Origin of the sequence: Streptomyces sp. NEAU-YJ-81 (genome assembly GCF_017592595.1) — a bacterium.
In the GTDB taxonomy this organism is placed as follows: domain Bacteria; phylum Actinomycetota; class Actinomycetes; order Streptomycetales; family Streptomycetaceae; genus Streptomyces; species Streptomyces hygroscopicus_B.
The window spans coordinates 165,480-181,592 of record NZ_JAGFNO010000003.1 but is presented as its reverse complement, the minus strand read 5'-3'; the positions used below and the strand labels follow the sequence as shown (position 1 = coordinate 181,592).

13 protein-coding genes and 1 tRNA gene are annotated in these 16,113 nt (G+C 71.4%); 6 read left to right on the top strand and 8 right to left on the bottom strand.

The features are described 5' to 3' along the window. The first annotated feature begins 83 nt into the window (after positions 1 to 83). Positions 84 to 1,019, top strand: a complete 936-nt coding sequence (locus J5X86_RS09180; RefSeq protein WP_208516253.1) for a polysaccharide deacetylase family protein — start codon at positions 84 to 86, stop codon at positions 1,017 to 1,019. Here J5X86_RS09180 and J5X86_RS09175 read toward each other — a convergent pair. Further along, positions 994 to 1,698, bottom strand: a complete 705-nt coding sequence (locus J5X86_RS09175) for a type 1 glutamine amidotransferase domain-containing protein (protein ID WP_208516252.1) — start codon at positions 1,696 to 1,698, stop codon at positions 994 to 996. The two genes, J5X86_RS09180 and J5X86_RS09175, sit on opposite strands and share 26 nt — an antisense overlap. A gap of 536 nt (positions 1,699 to 2,234) precedes the next feature. Between J5X86_RS09175 and J5X86_RS09170 the strand changes: the two genes are divergently transcribed. From J5X86_RS09170 to J5X86_RS09150, 5 genes are all read left to right on the top strand, one after another. Further along, positions 2,235 to 2,765 carry a GNAT family N-acetyltransferase gene (locus J5X86_RS09170; protein ID WP_208516251.1) on the top strand — a complete coding sequence of 177 codons (531 nt, stop codon included), beginning with the start codon at positions 2,235 to 2,237 and terminating at the stop codon, positions 2,763 to 2,765. Positions 2,766 to 2,978: 213 nt separating this feature from the next. Further along, a complete protein-coding gene (locus J5X86_RS09165) occupies positions 2,979 to 3,509 on the top strand; it encodes a toxin-antitoxin system HicB family antitoxin (RefSeq protein ID WP_208516250.1) in 531 nt (176 codons plus the stop codon). 95 nt (positions 3,510 to 3,604) lie between these two features. After that, complete coding sequence (locus tag J5X86_RS09160) at positions 3,605 to 4,462, top strand: DUF4097 family beta strand repeat-containing protein (RefSeq protein WP_208516249.1); 858 nt, start codon at positions 3,605 to 3,607, stop codon at positions 4,460 to 4,462. A gap of 81 nt (positions 4,463 to 4,543) precedes the next feature. Beyond that, positions 4,544 to 5,530 (top strand): ATP-binding cassette domain-containing protein, encoded by a 987-nt coding sequence (locus J5X86_RS09155; protein WP_208516248.1) that lies wholly within the window; start codon positions 4,544 to 4,546, stop codon positions 5,528 to 5,530. Beyond that, the gene (locus J5X86_RS09150) at positions 5,527 to 6,309 is read left to right on the top strand and encodes an ABC transporter permease (RefSeq protein WP_208516247.1); all 783 of its coding nucleotides are present in this window, start codon (positions 5,527 to 5,529) and stop codon (positions 6,307 to 6,309) included. The genes J5X86_RS09155 and J5X86_RS09150 overlap by 4 nt, the downstream gene beginning before the upstream one ends. Positions 6,310 to 6,382: 73 nt before the next feature. Here J5X86_RS09150 and J5X86_RS09145 read toward each other — a convergent pair whose 3' ends face one another. From J5X86_RS09145 to J5X86_RS09115, 7 genes are all read right to left on the bottom strand, one after another. After that, entirely contained in the window at positions 6,383 to 9,022 is a 2,640-nt protein-coding gene (locus J5X86_RS09145; RefSeq protein ID WP_374229238.1) for a ComEC/Rec2 family competence protein, read from the bottom strand. Between the two features lie 164 nt (positions 9,023 to 9,186). Beyond that, a complete protein-coding gene (locus J5X86_RS09140; protein WP_374229235.1) occupies positions 9,187 to 9,882 on the bottom strand; it encodes a helix-hairpin-helix domain-containing protein in 696 nt (231 codons plus the stop codon). A 745-nt stretch (positions 9,883 to 10,627) separates the two neighbouring features. Then, positions 10,628 to 11,473, bottom strand: coding sequence for a DegV family protein (locus J5X86_RS09135; RefSeq protein ID WP_014060664.1), 846 nt, complete (start codon positions 11,471 to 11,473; stop codon positions 10,628 to 10,630). Positions 11,474 to 11,640: 167 nt separating this feature from the next. Then, positions 11,641 to 12,387 carry a hypothetical protein gene (locus tag J5X86_RS09130; RefSeq protein ID WP_208516246.1) on the bottom strand — a complete coding sequence of 249 codons (747 nt, stop codon included), beginning with the start codon at positions 12,385 to 12,387 and terminating at the stop codon, positions 11,641 to 11,643. 160 nt (positions 12,388 to 12,547) lie between these two features. After that, positions 12,548 to 15,424 (bottom strand): leucine--tRNA ligase, encoded by a 2,877-nt coding sequence (gene leuS / locus J5X86_RS09125; protein ID WP_208516245.1) that lies wholly within the window; start codon positions 15,422 to 15,424, stop codon positions 12,548 to 12,550. A 278-nt stretch (positions 15,425 to 15,702) separates the two neighbouring features. Continuing rightward, positions 15,703 to 15,775: transfer RNA gene (locus J5X86_RS09120), tRNA-Ala, on the bottom strand. Between the two features lie 101 nt (positions 15,776 to 15,876). Beyond that, positions 15,877 to 16,110 carry a hypothetical protein gene (locus J5X86_RS09115; RefSeq protein ID WP_030835565.1) on the bottom strand — a complete coding sequence of 78 codons (234 nt, stop codon included), beginning with the start codon at positions 16,108 to 16,110 and terminating at the stop codon, positions 15,877 to 15,879. Between the last annotated feature and the right edge of the window lie 3 nt (positions 16,111 to 16,113).

Below are 16,113 nucleotides of genomic sequence, written 5' to 3'. Positions count from 1 at the left end.
GAAGGTGTCTGTTCCGAAGGCGTCTGTTCCGGAGGCGCTCATATTCCCGTGCGCGACATCTGGCCGGGCCCCACACTGCGCGCATGGAGGAAACCACCGGCCCCGGGGCCGTCCCGCCCGCACAGCAGTCGAGTGAGCTACTCGGGCATCCGCCCGATGCGCGGCTGCTGATCGTCAACTGCGATGACTTCGGCATGTATCCAGCGATCAACACCGCGGTGATCGAGTCGATCGAAGAGGGCATCGCCAGTTCATGCAGTCTGATGGTCCCGTGCCCCGCGGCACCGCAGGCCATGGAACTGCTCGGCCGACGGCCGCGGATCCCGTTCGGAATCCATCTCACCCTGGTGTGCGAGATGCCCGACTGCCGATGGGGGCCGATCACCGCCAGGGAACGAGTTCCCTCACTGCTGGACCCCGCGGGTGAACTGTTCTCGCCGACGCCGGCCGGACGGGCGGCCCTGCTCGGCCAGGCCCGGCTCGATGAGATCGAGCTCGAGTTCCGCGCCCAGATCAATGCCGTCGCCGACGCCGGGCTCACGCCGACCCATCTGGACTTCCACTGCCTGGCCGATGGCGGCCGCGACGACATCCTCGAGCTGACGGTAGGGCTGGCCGCGGAGTACGGCCTCGCGGTCCGGGTCTGGCTCGAACCCGCGCGCCAGAGGATGCGGCACCGCGGGCTGCCGGTCACCGACAACGACTTCCTGGACAGCTTCTCGCTCGCCATCGACGGAAAGGCGGCCCGATACGTTCAGATGCTGCGCGACCTGCCTGCCGGGCTCAATGAATGGGCGGTGCACCCGAGTGTGGGAAACAAGGAGTCGCAGGCCGTCGACGATGGCTGGTGCGTGCGCCGGACGGACTATGAATTCCTGATATCGCCGCAGGCCCGTGAAGTTCTCCAGCAGGAGGACATAGCCGTGATCGACTACCGGACCATCCAGCGCGTCTGGGGCATGGCTGTGACCCCGGAAAAGCCCGCCGCGGCCTTCATTCGCCCTGCGCCAGGGCCTTGACGAGTTCTTTCGCGAGCGGGCCCGAGGAAGCTGGATTCTGCCCGGTGAAGAGGTTGCGGTCCACGACCGTATAGGGCTCCCAGGCGGGACCCCGCGAGTACTGGGTGGGCAGCGTCTTCAGCTCGTCCTCCAGCAGCCACTTGGCTTTGTCGGCGAGACCGACGCCGGCCTCCTCTTCATTGCAGAAACCCGTCAGATGGTAGTCGGCGAAGGGTGTGTCGCCGTTCGCGTCACGGGTGGCGAGGAGAGCGGCGGGGGCGTGGCAGACAATGGCGAGCGGATTGCCGGAAGCGAGTGCCTTCCGCAGCAGTTCCCCGGAGTCGGCGTCGACCGAGAGGTCTTGCATCGGGCCGTGCCCTCCGGGGTAGTAGATCGCGTCATAGTCCTCGAGGTGCACGTCCTTGAGCGAGATGGGGTGCCGCAGCTCATCCGCCGACTCGATGACGGCCTCCTCCTGAAGGGCGTTCTCCTCGCCGCCCGCCATACGGGGTTCCAGACTCATCGTGTCGACAACCGGGACGACCCCATTCGGAGTTGCCACGGTAACTTCGTGTCCGGCGCCGGTGAATACGCTATAGGGCGCCACGAACTCCTCGGCCCAGTACCCGGTGGGGTGCCGGTGTCCGTCTTTCAGGGTCCAATAGCTCGCGCCGGTCAGCACGCACAGGATCTTGGCCATGGGACGCTCCTTTGAAGCCGTTGCCCTGGAAAGGGACTGCGTCCGGGATTGAACATATGCAGCAAGTGTGGGCGGGCGCACTGGGGGCTGCAACTCGGCAAGAGCGCCACAGACATGGGCGAGGCGCCAGAGTCAAGGAAAGACCTCTGGCGCCCTACCCGCGGCCGAGCCGCTTAGTCGTGACGTAGAGCCTCAACGATCGCTGCCCAGACGGCTCGCGCCGCTAGGGACACCGCGAAGCGCTCCACGAGACTGCCGCGCCACCTTTTTCCCTTTTTGACGGACGACCTGAAAAAGCCGACCACCATCACCACCTCCTAGGGGTTCCACCCACCGCCCGCTGCGGTAGGCCCGTCCCTCCCCCTTCGGGGTCAGGCCAACCTGATGGCGGTGAGGAACCACACCTCGTCCGTGGTGACAGACTCAAAAGTACAACCGAAGCAAGATGATCGGTAGTTGGGCGTCAAGGGCATCGCGACTCACCGGCGCGGACGCCAAGCGGCGGTGACCGGCCCGGCAGTGCCTAAGCTTTCGCCGTGGACGACACGACACCTGGCATACGCGTCAGACCCGGCAGCCTGGCCGACGCACCAGCCATCCTGGACATGCTCGACTCCGCGGTGGCCTGGATGAACGATCGCGGCAACACCGAGCAGTGGGGCACGACGCCGTATTCGCAGAAGACAGGCGGGGTGGCGCGGGTCGAGCGGTACACGACCGAGAATGCCCCGTATATCGCGGAGTTGGACGGAACACCCGTCGGAGCCATGGTGCTGGACTCCGGGCCCAACCCGCAGGTGCCGATCGCACCGGCCGGGGAACCCGAGCGGTACGTCCGGCTGCTGGTCTCCGACCGACAACACGCCGGCCTCGGCATCGGGGCGGCGCTGCTGGCACATGCCGTCGAGGAGACCCGGCGGGCCGGCGTGGGGCTGCTGCGGGTCGACTGCTGGGCGGGCGGCGGGGGCGAACTGGTCGCGTTCTACGAGCGCAACGGTTTCACCGCCACCGACCGCTTCCTGTCCGGATCCTGGCCCGGACAGGTGCTGGCCCGGCGGGTCGACTGACGGCACGGGCAGGCAGGGCGGGGCAGGGCGCCACAGTGGCATCACGTGGCGCCACCAACGGCACCAGAGTGGCCGAGGCCCCACATGGCACCGCATTGACACAATCCGACACCAACACGTTTCCGCAGGCCAGAGCCGTCTAACGCACCCCGGAGCGCGACCACCACCCTTACCGTCTTGCACGTGGCGCCATTGTGGTGCCACTATGGCGTCATGGACCTCACGCCGTATGTCGACAACCTCCGCCGCGAACTCGCGGTGGCCGCCGAAGCCGGCGGCGAAGAAGCCCGCGAGCTGGCCGACCGGCTCACCGCTCCCCTGGAGTCGGCGACCCGGCTGACGATGCTCAATGTGCTCTCCGCCGCGATGGACGAGATCACCCGCGAACTCGCCCCCGGCTCGGTCGACGTACGGCTGCGCGGGCTCGACCCCGACTTCGTGGTGACCCGGCCGGCGGGCGGCGAGGCGTACGAGGACAAGAGCGGACCCGCTGAGCCGCTCAAGGCACCGGCCCCGGCACCCGCCGACGGCGACGACGGCGGCACCGCCCGCGTCAATCTGCGGCTGCCCGCCCACCTCAAGGCGCGCGCCGAGGAGGCCGCGAACCGCGAGGGCCTGTCGGTCAACGCGTGGCTGGTACGAGCCGTGTCGGCCGCGGTCGACGGCGGCACCCCGTCACGTAAGACGGAGCAGCCGCGTACCACCCGCACCGTCGGACAGAGCTTCACGGGCTGGGTGCGCTAACCGCGCCCCGCCTACGCCACCTCACCCGCACCACCTCACCCACACCACGTCCCACCAGCAGGGACGCCACGACGACCCAAGAGGACGGGACAGCCATGCCTTCTTTCGACGCTCCCTTCGACACTCCCCAGCCGATCTCGGTCACCGCCCACGTGGAAGCCGGGTCCATCCGGTTCATCGCCGCCGACCGGCTCGACACCCTCGTCGACGTGCGGCCCCGCGACCCGAAAAAGGACCAGGACGTACGGGCGGCGGAGCAGAGCGAAGTGCGCTACGCCAGTGGCCTGTTGACCATCAGGACGCCCAAGCAGCGCTATCTCATCGGGCGCACCGGCACCGTCGATGTGACGGTCGAACTGCCCACCGGCTCGCAGGTGGAGATGACCGGCGCCTGGGCACAGGTGCACGGCGAGGGGCGGCTCGGCGAGGTCCGGGTGAAGACCTCGTCGGGCGATGTCCGCCTCGACACCACCGGGCCGCTGCACCTGATCGCCTCCCACGGCACCATCACCGTGGACCGCGTCGAGGGGTCCGCCGAGATCACCACCAGCTCCGGCAGCCTGCGCGTCGGTGCCATCGACGGCGCGGCCGTCCTGAAGAACTCCCACGGCACCACGACCGTCGGCGACGCCCTGGGCGATCTGCGGGTGAGCGGCGCCAACGGTGACATCTTCATCGAGCACGCCGAGGGCTCGGTCACCGCCACCACCGCCCACGGCGCCGTCCGCCTCGACGAAGTCGCGCGCGGGACGGTCCAGTTGGAGACCTCCTACGGCGCCATCGATGTCGGCATCCGCGAGGGCACGGCCGCCTGGCTCGACGTCAGCTCGAGCGCCGGACAGGTGATCAACGCGCTCACCGCGTCCGAGAGCCCGGACAAGTCCGAGGACACCGCCGAGGTCAGGGCCCGTACCCGCTTCGGCAACATCAACATCCGCCGCGCCCGGGCCTGACCCGCTCCATTTCCCGACAACCAAGATCACTTCACCGCTCACCACGCCTTCGAAGGGGAGGGCCCCGTGCCTTCATCTGTCATGCCCACGTCCAGGCACGGCGGCCAGCAGCCGCCCGCCGTCTCCACCGCGGATCTGCGCAAGTCGTACGGCGACAAGACCGTCCTCGACGGCATCGATCTGCGCATCCCGTCCGGCTCCGTGTTCGCGCTGCTCGGGCCGAACGGCGCCGGAAAGACCACCACCGTGCAGATCCTGTCCACGCTGATCGCGGCCGACGGCGGCCAGGCCCAGGTCGCGGGCCACGACGTCGCCACCGCACCGGAGGGGGTGCGCACCGCGATCGGCGTCACCGGGCAGTTCGCCGCACTCGACAACCTGCTCACCGCCGAGGAGAACGTGCTCCTCATGGCCGACCTGCTGCGCCTCGGCAAGCGCGAAGGACGCAGGCGGGCCAAGGAGCTGCTGGAGCGGTTCGACATCGCGGACGTCGCGCACAAGCGCGCCGCGTTCTTCTCCGGCGGTATGCGGCGCCGACTCGACCTCGCCATGACACTGGTCGGCGACCCGCAGGTGATCTTCCTCGACGAGCCGACGACCGGGCTGGACCCGCGCAGCCGCCGCACCATGTGGGAGACCGTGCGCTCACTGGTCGCCGGTGGTGTCACCGTCTTCCTCACCACCCAGTACCTGGAAGAAGCCGACCAGTTGGCGGACCGGATCGCCGTGCTCGACGGCGGCCGGATCGTCGCCGAGGGCACCGCCGACGAGCTCAAGGCGCAGATCCCCGGCAGCCATGTACGCCTGCGGTTCACCGACCCCGACGAGTACGAGCGCGCGGCCGCCGCCTTCCCCGACGCGGCCCGGGACGATGAGCAGCTCGCCCTGCGCGTCGCGGGCGACGGCGATCTCGACGCGCTGCGCGCCCTGTTCGACCGGCTCGACGCCGCCGGTATCCGCGCCGCCGACTTCTCCGTGCACACCCCCGACCTCGACGACGTGTTCCTCGCCCTGACCGGCGACGGCAGCACCAACACCGCGCTCCACGTGAAGGAGACCCTGCGATGAGCACGCTCACCTACGCCGTGCACGACTCGATGACGATGCTGCGGCGCAATATCAAGCACGCGCTGCGCTATCCGGGCGTATCGCTGGGCGCCTCCATGATGCCCATCATGATGCTGCTGCTGTTCGTGTACGCCTTCGGCGACTCGATCGGCTCCGGCATGGGCGGCGGCCGGGACGCGTATCTGAACTATCTGACGCCCGGCATCATCATCATGGGAGTGGCCGCCGGCTCGATGTCGACCTCGGTCGCGGTCTGCACCGACATGACCGAGGGCATCATCAACCGCTTCCGCACCATGAACATCACGCGCTCGTCGTTCATGACGGGCCATGTCGTCGGCAGCGTCCTCACGACGATGGTGAGCCTCGTCCTGGTGGTGGGCGTCGCCCTCGCCATCGGCTTCCGGCCGAACGCCAATCCGCTGGAGTGGCTGGCCGTCGCCGGTCTCCTCACGGCCATCGCGTTCGCCGTGACGTGGTTGTCGTGCGCACTCGGCCTGATCTCCAAGACGGTGGAGTCCGCGAGCAACAAGCCGCTGCTGGTCCAGTTCCTGCCGTTCCTCGGCTCCGCCTTCGTCCCGGCCGAGTCGATGTCCCCGGGCCTGCGCTGGTTCGCCGAGTACCAGCCGTTCACACCAATGACCGAGACGCTGCGCGGCCTGCTCTCCGGCTCGGAGATCGGCAACGACGGCTGGATCTCGCTCGCCTGGTGCGCCGGTATCGCCCTGGTCGGCTACGTCTGGTCGCGCTCGCTCTTCAACAACAACACCACGCGCTGAACACCGGAACACACCCGGGCGGGGTGCCCACTCACCGGCAGGGAGTGGGCACCCCGCCCGGGTGTGTCCGCGCTCAGGGCCCACCATGGCCTCCGAGCACCGCGCGCAGCCCCGGATCTCGTATCACCGCGATCGGCCCATCGGTGTCGGTCCGCAGCACGGCGGCTCCCTGGGCGCGCAGGGCGGCGATGGTGCGGGGCGACGGATGGCCGTAGGGGTTGTCGGCGCCACAGGAGATCAGGGCGAGGCGGGGTCTGAGGCGTCGGAGCAGGTGCGGGTCCTGGTAGGCGGAGCCGTGGTGGGCCACCTTGAGGACATCGACCTCGGGGAGAGTGGGGTACGCCGTCTGCAGGGCCTGCTGGGCCGGGGGCTCCAGGTCGCCCAGGAGGAGCAGGGTCAGGCCCGCCGTGCGGACGAGGAGGGTGACGCTCGCGTCGTTCGGCCCCTCGGCCCCGGCCGGGGCGGGCGGCGGCGCGGGCCACAGGACCTCCCAGGCCAGCGGGCCGAAGCGCCGCCGCTCCCCCGGCACCGCCGCGACGACCGGGACATGCGCCGACCGGGCCCTGCGCCGTACGAACTCGGCCTGGCCGGGCGGCTCTTGCAGACCGGTCGTCTCGATGGCGCCGACCGCGCGCCCGCGTAACGCACCGGTCAGCCCGGCCACATGGTCGGCGTGGAAGTGGGTCAGGACCAGCAGCGGGATCCGGACGACGCCCAGCGAACGCAGACAGCGGTCGACGGCCCGCGGCTCGGGCCCGGTGTCCACGACGACGGCCGTACCGGGCCCCGCGGCCAGGACGAGGGCGTCGCCCTGGCCGACATCGCACGCCACCATTCGCCAACCGGGCGGTGGCCAGCCGGTGATGATCCGGGCCAGGGGCGCCGGCCGTACGACGGCCAGCAGCACCAGCAGAGCGCACACGGCACACAGCAGGCGGTGCTGCAACAGTCGGCGGCCGACCAGGATCACGACCAGGGTGGCGACGGCCAGCAGCAGCGCGCCGGTCCAGCCGTCCGGCCAGTCCGCCTCGGCCCCGGGCAGCGCCGCGCCGGTACGGGCCACCTGGGCGATCCATCCGGCGGGCCAGCCCGCCGGCCAGGCGATCCACGCGGCGACCGGCGGCGCGACGGCGGCCACCGCGAGCGCGGCGAACCCGAGGACGGTGGCGGGCGCGACCGCCACCTCCGCGATGAGATTGCAGGGAATCGCCACCAGGCTCACCCGCGCGGCCATCGCCACCACGACCGGTGCGCAGACCGCCTGGGCCGCGGCGGCGGCTGCCAGCGCCTCGGCGAGCCGGGGCGGTACGCCACGGCGCCGCAGGGCCGCGCTCCATCCCGGTGCGATGGTGAGCAGGGCGCCGGTGGCCACCGCGGAGAGCAGAAAGCCGTAGCTCCGGGCCAGCCAGGGGTCATAGAGCACCAGCGCGAGGACGGCGGCGGCCAGGGCCGGGAGCAGGGAGCGGCGGCGGCCGGTGCCGAGGGCGAGCAGCGTGATCAGCCCGCAGGCGGCGGCGCGCAGCACACTCGGCTCGGGTCTGCAGACGATGACGAAGGCGAGTGTGAGCCCGCCGCCAAGGAGGGCGGTCGTTCGCAGCCGGATGCCGAGCGCGCCCGCGAGACCGCGCCGCTCGGCCCGCCCGGCCAGCCGCGGCGGGCCCGTGAGCAGGGCGAGCACCAGCGTGAGATTGCTGCCGGAGACGGCCATGAGATGGAGCATGTCCGTGGCCCGGAACGCCTCGTCCAGCTCGGGCAGCACCCGTGAGGTGTCCCCCACGACCAGCGCCGGGAGCAACGCCCGCGCGTCCGGGGAGAGTCCGTCGGTCGCGGTGCGCAGCCCGGCGCGCAGCCGCCCGGCCAGCCGCTGGACCGCGCTGGGCGGGCCCGTGACCCGCGGGGGTCCGCCGCCGTTCACACGCACTACGGCCGCTGTCCGGTCCCCGTCGCGCAGCGGCGGCGCCAGGCGGCCGTGGATACGCAGACGGGTGGACGGCAGCAGCCCGAGCCAGGCCGTCCGCTCCTTACCGGCCCTCGGGTGGACCGTCACCAGGACGGGGGTGCGGGTGGTGGTCGTGGTGCCGTCGGGGCCGGTGACCCGGCCGGCCTCGGCCTCCAGGACCACGGACGCGGGCGCGAGCGCCGCGCCCCGCACGCGTGGCCGGGTGAGCCGTGGGTCCCCCGTGACCGTCACCTCGGCGGTGGCCTCGGCGTACTCCCGGGCCAGCGCGGGCACCGGACCGCGGCGTACGTCCGCCGCGTGCAGCCCGGCGACCGCCCCCGCGGCGGCCCCGCACAACAGCACGGCCGCCACCGCCCCTGCCGTACGGCGCCCACGCCACGCGACGGGGCGGGGCGGTGGCGAAGTGTCTTGCTGCCGCGTCATGTTGTGGCCTTCGCCGGAGCCCGGCCCCCCGCGGGCCCCGGGTGCGGCATTGGGCGCGGCACCGGGCGACCGACCGGCCGCCGACAGCGGTGCCTTCCGCTCCCGCTGCCGAGGCTCGGCGCCGCGTGGCCGCGGCGGGGCCGGGTCCGACGGGGCGGCTCCGAGCGCCCGTCGGCCGTCCGGGAGGGGTACCGGCGAGGGCGTGTCCGGCTCGCGCCGGGGACGGGGTGCGCCGCGCCGTCGTCCACCCGGTGCCGGGGCTCGTCGGCGGGCCCCGATGAGCAGCGCGGCCGCCACTAGGGAGGCAACCGTGCAGGCGAGGGCCACCATGTGGGCCGGTGCGTCCAGGACGAGCGCCGCGGCTGCCCAAGCGGCCAGGGCCGGGGGCACGAGGCGAAGGTCGGGTGGGCCCTCCTGGCGTGGCTGTGACGCACCGCGCGGGGACACGGCCGCCGCATGGACCGGGGCGCGGGTCCGCGGGGGCCTCGCGACCGTCATGGCCGGACCAGCGGGCGCAGGTCGGCGAACCGGCGCTCGCCGATGCCGTTCACCTCGCGGAGTTCATCGATGGAGCGGAAACCTCCGTGCTGGGTGCGGTAGTCGATGATGTGCCGGGCCAGGACGGGGCCGACTCCCGGGAGGGTGTCGAGCTGTTCGGCGGTCGCGGAGTTGAGGCTGACCGAGCCACCGGGCGCCCCGGGACCGGCCGGTGCGTTCGCGCCGTTGGCCACGTTCGGGTCACTGGGTGCGTTCGGGCCGTTGGGTCCGTTCGGTGCGCCAGCGGCCGGATCTGCGGCCGCACCCGGCCCAGGTGGTCCGCCCGCTGAAGCGCCGACGACGATCTGCTCCCCGTCCACCAGTGGCCGGGCCCGGTTCAGCCCGCTCAGGTCGGCGCCCGGCCGTACTCCACCCGCCGCTTCGAGGGCGTCGGCGACCCGCGCCCCGGGCGGCAGCTTCCGCAGCCCCGGACGGCGGACCTTGCCGGTCACATCCACGACGACCGTGCGGCCCCCGCCGGATGGGGTGAGCCGCCCCCTGGGCATCGGACCGGGTTCGGAGGGCGCGGCGCGCGGGGGCTCCGGATCCGGTGCGCGCACGGTCTGGGGACGGCCGGTCCAGAAGTGATACGCCGCGAAGGCCACCGCGGCGAGCAGGGCGACCGCCAGGGCGGCTACCGTCCTCAGCTCCATACCGCAGCGCAACTGAAGCCACACCGGCAGCCGCTCGCGCAGGGCGAGCCTTACCCGGTCGCGTCGGCGCAGCGGCCCGCCCTCGGGCGCACCCTCAAACGCCTCCTCGGACGGCCTATTACGCGCGTCTCCCGACGGCTCCTCGCGCGCGTCCCCGGGCGGCCCCTCGGGCTCGTCCCCGAACGGCCTCTCGCTCGCGGCTCGGGGCGGCTCCTCGGGCTCGCCCCTGAGGGGCCACTCGTTCCTTACCAGCCCGCTTCGTACCTCCTCCGCCTCCGCAGCCGACGCTTCCCTGGCCAGGCGCCCCTCGTCCTGGGCCTTCGCGACGCCCCTCGGCCCGTCCCGGCTGCCCAGGGCGATCGACCCGACCGCGATCGGGGGCGCCGACGGTGTGGAGAAGAGCGCTGCCACACGGCTGGCGAGTGCGGGGGCGGTGGGGTGGGTCCGGCGGTGGGCGGTGCGGTGGTGGCCCCCGGCGCGGGACGAACCGGCGCCGGACGGCGGGCGGGGGCGGCGGCCCGCCCCGCCGTCGCGATGGCGGCCGCGCCCTGGACCCGTGGTTACTGTGCGTGATGGTGTTCTCATGCACCCGACGGTAGAGGCAGACGGCCGATCGCGCCGATCCGCCTCAATTCCCGGGGATAACCCCCAGGTTGTGGATAACTCCGTCACTCCGTCGAGCGAGGACCTTGCCCGACCAACCAAGTACCGCCCACCCAGCCAAGTACCGCCCGACCACCCTCCGCTACCGCGGAGAGACCACCGCTCCCAGCAGCCCCGGCCCGGTGTGTGCCCCGATCACCGCGCCCACCTCGCTCACATAAAGCTCCGCCAGCCCCGGCACCCGGTCCCGCAGCCGCTCCGCGAGCGCCGCCGCCCGTTCGCCCGCCGCCAGGTGCTGCACCGCGATGTCCACCGGGCTCCGGCCGGCCCGCTCCACCACGATCTCCTCGAGCCGGGCGATGGCCTTCGAAGCGGTGCGGACCTTCTCCCGCAGCTCGATCCGCCCCTCGTCGAGCTGGAGCAGCGGTTTGACCGCGAGCGCCGAGCCGAGCAGGGCCTGGGCCGCGCCGATGCGGCCGCCGCGCCGCAAATAGTCGAGGGTGTCGACGTAGAAGTAGGCGGCGGTGCCGTCGGCCCGTTTTTCCGCCGCCGCCACGGCCTCGTCCAGCGTTCCGCCACCCTCCGCCGTCTCGGCCGCCGCCAGCGCACAGAAGCCCAGCGCCATCGCGACCATTCCGCTGTCCACCACCCGCACCGGAACGGGCGCGTCCTGTGCCGCGAGCGCCGCCGCGTCGTAGGTGCCGGAGAACTCGGCCGACAGATGCAGGGAGACGATGCCCGTCGCGCCCTCCTCGGCGGCGGCCCGATAGGCGGCGGCGAACATTGCCGGACTGGGCCGGGACGTCGTCACCGGCTTCCGCTTCTGCAACGCCTGCGCGAGGGACCGGGCCGAGATCTCGGTGCCTTCTTCCAGGGCCCGGTCTCCGAGCACGACCGTCAGCGGCACCGCGGTGATGCGATGCCGCTCCATCGCATCCTGCGGCAAGTAAGCCGTTGAATCGGTCACGATCGCGACATGGCGGGACATGACTGGGAGGTTATCGGGGGATGGAGCCTGCCGACAGCGCGACCCCAGCGGATGATCAATTGCCTTACCCATCATGCCCTGTTCAGACGTGGCTCAGATCCTGGTTCTCGGGCCGGGTTCCGGGGTCTCAGGCCGGGGGTGTGGGGTCCCGGGCCGGATGGTGGCACTCAGGCCGTGTTCTCGGGACGGCGGGACTGCTGCCAGGGCTTCTGCCACGCCTGGGGCTCCGTCTGGGACCTCGCCCCGAGCGACGGCCGCTGCGGCTCCGGCTCCTGCCCCGCCTCGGGCCCCGACCGCGCCCCCGCCTCAGGCCGCGCCCCCGCCTCGGGCGGCGGCCACGACCCCGCATCCGTCCGCGGCTCCTCCGGCTCCACCGCCGTCCAGTGCCGCAGCGCCCCGGCCTCCATCTCGATCTCGCGGTTCAGCGAGTCCAGGTCGTCATGCGCAAACCGCTGCGTCCGCTCCTGCACCGCCCAGCGCAGCGAGTCGGCGGAGTGGGTGATCCGCTCCGTACGCTGCCGCAGGTCGGGCAGCAGGGCGGCGAGACGGGCCCTGTCGGGCTCCTGCTCCAGCCGCTTCAGATCCGCTTCCAGATCCTGCGCATGCGCGCTCAGCCGCTGGAACAGGACCAACGACTCCGACAGTGACTGGTCTTGCGGGGCGGCCGCCTGCAGCGCCTGGCTGGTGGCGCGCATCGAGCCGCGCAGGGAGAGCTGGAGCTGGGCGAGCTCACCGGCCGCGCCCGGCTGCGCGAGCTGCCGGGCCCGGAGTCTGGTGTCCTCCACCGTGCGGCGGGCCTGGTGCACCGTGCGGTCGATACCGCGCTTCGCCGCCCTGACCGCGCGAACGGCCGCATAGACCCCCGCCAGCATGATCAGGACGAAAAGCAGCAACAGGATCCAGATGGCTTCCATGTGCGCTCCTTGGGGCGGCGGTCACGGCACGGTGGCGGTCGTCCTCTCAGCGTAAACGCGCCGGGCGGGCCAGAGGTTCCTGACGAACCCCCAACCCGCCCACATGTGGCACTCCGCGGATGGGACGGCCCTTACAGCGCGGCCCCGTCCCCGCCCCGCATCACGCCGGAACGATGTTGACCAGCTTCGGCGCCCGCACGATGACCTTACGGATGCCCGCGCCGTTCAGCGCCGCCACGACCGCCGGGTCACCCAGCGCCAGCGTCTCCAGCTCCTCGTCCGAGACCGAGGGCGCGACCTCCAGCCGGGCCTTGACCTTGCCCTTGACCTGGACCACACAGGTGACGGTCTCGTCCACGGCATACGCCGGGTCGGCGACCGGGAAGGGCTCGTGGACGACGGACGTGGAGTGGCCCAGCCTGCGCCACAGCTCCTCGGCGACATGCGGAGCCAGCGGCGAGATCAGCAGCACCAGCCCCTCGGCCACCGAGCGGGGCACCTCGCGCACCTTGGTGACGTGGTTGTTCAGCTCGGTGATCTTGGCGATGGCGGTGTTGAAGCGCAGGCCCTCCATGTCCTGCCGGACGCCGTCGATCGCCTTGTGCAGGGCGCGCAGCGTGGCCTCGTCGGGCTCGGTGTCGACGACGGTGACCTCACCGGTGCCCTCGTCGACAACATTGCGCCACAACCGCTGCAGCAGCCGGTACTGGCCGACCACGGCGCGGGTGTCCCAGGGCCGCGACACATCCAGCGGACCCATGGCCATCTCGTACAGCCGCAGGGTGTCGGCCCCGTACTCGGCGCAGATCTCGTCCGGCGTGACGGCGTTCTTCAGGGACTTGCCCATCTTGCCCAGCAGCCGGGTGACCTGCTCGCCCTCGTACCAGTAGGCCCCGTCCCGCTCCTCGACCTCGGCGGCCGGGACGGCGATACCGCGGCTGTCCCGGTAGACGTACGCCTGGATCATGCCCTGGTTGTACAGCTTGTGGAACGGCTCGACCGAGGAGACATGCCCCAGGTCGAACAGCACCTTGGACCAGAACCGGGCGTACAGCAGATGCAGCACCGCGTGCTCGGCGCCGCCGACGTACAGGTCCACACCGCCGTGCGGCTGACCCTCGCGCGGCCCCATCCAGTAGCGCTCGGTCTCGGGGTCGACCAGCCGCTCGCTGTTGTGCGGGTCCAGGTAGCGCAGCTCGTACCAGCAGGATCCGGCCCAGTTGGGCATGGTGTTGGTCTCGCGGCGGAACGGCCGCGGCCCGCGCCCGTCACCCAGGTCCAGCACCACGTTGACCCAGTCCTCGTTCCGGGACAGCGGGGTCTCCGGGGAGGTGTCGGAGTCGTCCGGGTCGAAGGTGCGCGGCGAGTAGTCCTCGACCTCGGGCAGCTTCAGGGGCAGCATCGACTCGGGCAGGGCGTGGGCCACACCCTCCTCGTCGTAGACGATCGGGAAGGGCTCGCCCCAGTAGCGCTGCCGGCTGAACAGCCAGTCGCGCAGCCGGTAGTTGACGGTGCCCTCACCGATGGCGCGGGACTCCAGCCATTCGGTGATGCGCGCCTTGGCCTCGACGACGCCCAGCCCGTCCAGCGATACGGACTCCCCCGTCGAGTTGACGATCTTCGCGTCGTACGAGGCGAAGGCGTCGTCCCAGGTGGACGGGTCCGTGCCGCGATCGTCGGACGGCTCCACGACGCAGCGCATGGGCAGCTCGAAGGCGCGGGCGAAGGCGAAGTCGCGGCTGTCGTGCGCCGGAACGGCCATGATCGCGCCGGTGCCGTAGCCCACCAGGACGTAGTCGGCGATGAAGACCGGCACCCGCTCGCCGCTGACCGGGTTGATGGCATACGCACCGGTGAAGACGCCGGTCTTCTCCTTGACCTCGGCCTGCCGCTCGACGTCGGACTTGGCCGCGGCCTGCTTGCGGTAGGCGTCGACGGCCTGGGCCGGGGTGGCGTGCCCACCGGTCCAGGCGTCGCGGGTGCCCTCGGGCCATGCGTCCGGGACGATCTCGTCCACCAGGCCGTGCTCGGGCGCCAGGACCATATAGGTGGCGCCGAACAGGGTGTCCTGGCGGGTGGTGAAGATCGTGATCTTGGCGTCGGCGTGGCCGGTCACCGGGAAGTCGACCCGGGCGCCCTCGCTGCGGCCGATCCAGTTGCGCTGCTGCAGCTTGATGGCCTCGGGCCAGTCCAGCTCGTCCAGATCGTCCAGCAGCCGGTCGGCGTATGCGGTGATGCGCATGTTCCACTGGCGCAGCTTGGCCTTGAAGACCGGGAAGTTGCCGCGCTCAGAGCGGCCGTCCGCGGTGACCTCCTCGTTGGCCAGCACGGTGCCCAGGCCGGGGCACCAGTTGACGGGCGCGTCCGAGGCGTAGGCCAGCCGGTACTCGCCCAGGATGTCGGCGCGCTCGGACTCGGTCAGCTCGCCCCAGGGGCGGCCGTCGGGGGTCGGGCGCTCACCCGAGGCGAACTGCTGGACCAGGGTGTCGATGGGGCGCGCGGTCTTCGCCTCGGGGTCGTACCAGGAGTTGAAGATCTGCAGGAAGATCCACTGGGTCCACCGGTAGTAGTCCGGGTCGATCGTCGCGAAGGAGCGGCGCTGGTCGTGGCCCAGGCCCAGACGGCGCAGCTGCCGCCGCATGTTCTCGATATTGGCCTCGGTGCTGACCCGCGGGTGGGTGCCGGTCTGCACCGCGTACTGCTCGGCGGGCAGGCCGAAGGCGTCGAAGCCCAGGGTGTGCAGGACGTTGTGGCCCGTCATGCGGTGGTACCGGGCGAACACATCGGTGGCGATGTAGCCCAGCGGATGGCCCACGTGCAGCCCCGCACCCGAGGGGTACGGGAACATGTCCATGACGAACTTCTTGGGCCGGGCGACGGCCTCGGCGTCGCCGGCCAGGTCGCCGCTCGGGTTGGGCGCCTCATACGTGCCGTGCGCGTCCCAGAAGTCCTGCCAGCGGGCTTCGACGTCGGCGGCCAAGGCGGCCGTGTAGCGGTGCGGCGCGGCCACCTCGGCCGCGGCATTGGTCTCGCTCATGGTCCTCAAAGCTCCATCGGTCGTCTCTGCCTGCGGCAACGCAGCGGATCCCTCACGCTTCCGAAACAAAAAGACCCCTCGCACAGGAGGGGACGCCGCGCTGATGCCGACCGGGGCTGTTCTCGGTCGATACTGGTCAGCGCGGCCCGCTAAGCAGAAGGCGTACGGCACGCATGGAGTCAGGTTACCGCAGGGCACTGACGGCCCGCACGGAGGTGAGCCCCGTCACGCACGACGAAAAGCGGGCCGTCCTTGCCGGACGACCCGCCTCTTTGATGTGGAGCTAAGGAGAATTGAACTCCTGACCTCCTGCATGCCATGCAGGCGCTCTACCAACTGAGCTATAGCCCCAGGTCTCGCTCCGCCCGGTTTCCCTGGCGGCGACGCCTACATTACACGGACGCCCCGGCCTTCCGCCAAATCGATTACCCGGGGGCCGGAGCAGAGCCCCGTTACGCCGTCGCGAACGAATAGAAACGCTTCAGCGTGCAGTGCTCGTCGAGGAGCCGACCATAGATCGGCTCCCCTTCGAGCTCGCGGTAGGTCTCGATGGGATCGCCCCTGATGATCAGCGCCCGCGCGCACTCCGCACACCAATACTGGTAGTCGGAGTTGAGCGGCTCCATGTCGCGGACGATCGGTGTGCCGGTGCCGCACCAGTCGCACTTCCGGCTGTGGGCTCCCATCTC